The 1,215-nt window shown below is 42.6% G+C and carries 2 protein-coding genes; one reads left to right on the forward strand and one right to left on the reverse strand.

Features of this window, described 5'->3' with window-relative positions:
• The first annotated feature begins 164 nt into the window (after positions 1-164).
• Positions 165-740 (forward strand): nucleoside triphosphate pyrophosphohydrolase family protein, encoded by a 576-nt coding sequence (locus AB4653_RS28520; protein WP_009846922.1) that lies wholly within the window; start codon positions 165-167, stop codon positions 738-740.
• A gap of 136 nt (positions 741-876) precedes the next feature.
• Here the strand turns inward: AB4653_RS28520 and AB4653_RS28525 are convergent.
• On the reverse strand, positions 877-1,215 hold a 339-nt coding region (locus AB4653_RS28525), incomplete at its 5' end, for a GNAT family N-acetyltransferase (RefSeq protein ID WP_372106001.1).

The following is a 1,215-nucleotide window of genomic DNA, read 5'->3' on the forward strand; positions in this document are numbered from 1 at the left end:
ATATTAAGAAGAGTAAAGTGTAAAAAAACATAATAATCAATTGGTTTGTATGCAAAATACCTCATTGGTCCAATGAATAAAAGTCGACTTCTTCGACTTTGCGTTAGCACCCTATTCCTAGCTTTGGTAAAATAATCCATTAACGAAACAGAATGGATAGGAAAATGAACCTTTCTCAACTAAGCCAAGAAATCTACGATCACCTTTACCGCGACATTGAAGAGTTCCGCAGTACTTTTGATCTGCCTGTTGCTGCTCCTGAAACAATGGACGAAAAAGGCGATACGCTACATACCTCTCTAGCGATCGAAGAACTAACAGAACTTGCAGAAGCTGATTCTAAAATCGAACAAGCGGACGCTATCGTAGACAGCGTTTATGTTTTGATGGGACGTCTGGTTCACCTTGGCCAAGCTAAGGTTGAAGACAACCTAGCAATCAGTTACCTGATCGACCTGCTATTGAATGTTTCTAAAAACCGCTCAATTGACTTCTTACCTTGCTGGGACGAAGTACACTCAAGCAACATGAGCAAAGTATGTCGAAACGAAACTGAATACGCTGAAACAGAAGCTTTCTATGCTGAGCAGAACATCAAGCTGATGGCGGTTCAAAAAGGCGAATACATCATCGCTAAGTGTGCGGAAGATTTCGTATCTGAGGGCAAGACAGTTCGCCAAGGTAAAGTACTAAAATCTGTACACTACCGTCCTGCGAACCTTGAGCCACTAACGGTTTAAGTATGGCTACAACTGAAGCACTTTAAAGCCTCAGTTGACTGAAATCGAAAACGCCACGTTATTTTAACGTGGCGTTTTATTATCTATTAGAAAGCTCTAGCTGTGTTAATTGGAGCCGTGTATTAGAAGCAGAACACTATACCAGTCGAGCCATATGATAAGCCGCCACATATTCGCCATTTCTGAAAGCGAACCCAGCCGACTCTCCTTCAATAACAAAACCGAATTTCTTGTAGAGACTGATCGCTCTTTCGTTATCGGTGTACACCGTTAGCTCCAGTCGTTTGATGTTAATCCAGTTATCACACAAGTCGATCGCGGTCGCGAGCAGTTGGCTACCGACACCTTTGCCTAATACATCGTCTTTAACACCCATTCCGAATGAAGCAACATGACGCCTTCTCGGGTTTACACACACTTCCATTCCCAAATTACCAACAATCTCATCGTCGATAATCGCGACATACGAGTACAC

This window comes from Vibrio sp. 10N.222.48.A3 (assembly GCF_041475345.1).
Lineage (GTDB): Bacteria > Pseudomonadota > Gammaproteobacteria > Enterobacterales > Vibrionaceae > Vibrio > Vibrio tasmaniensis_A.

What these genes read in the sequence shown, in the direction of transcription:
- AB4653_RS28520 (WP_009846922.1), top strand. Translation starts at nt 165, where the DNA reads ATGAACCTTTCTCAACTAAGCCAAGAAATCTACGATCACCTTTACCGC.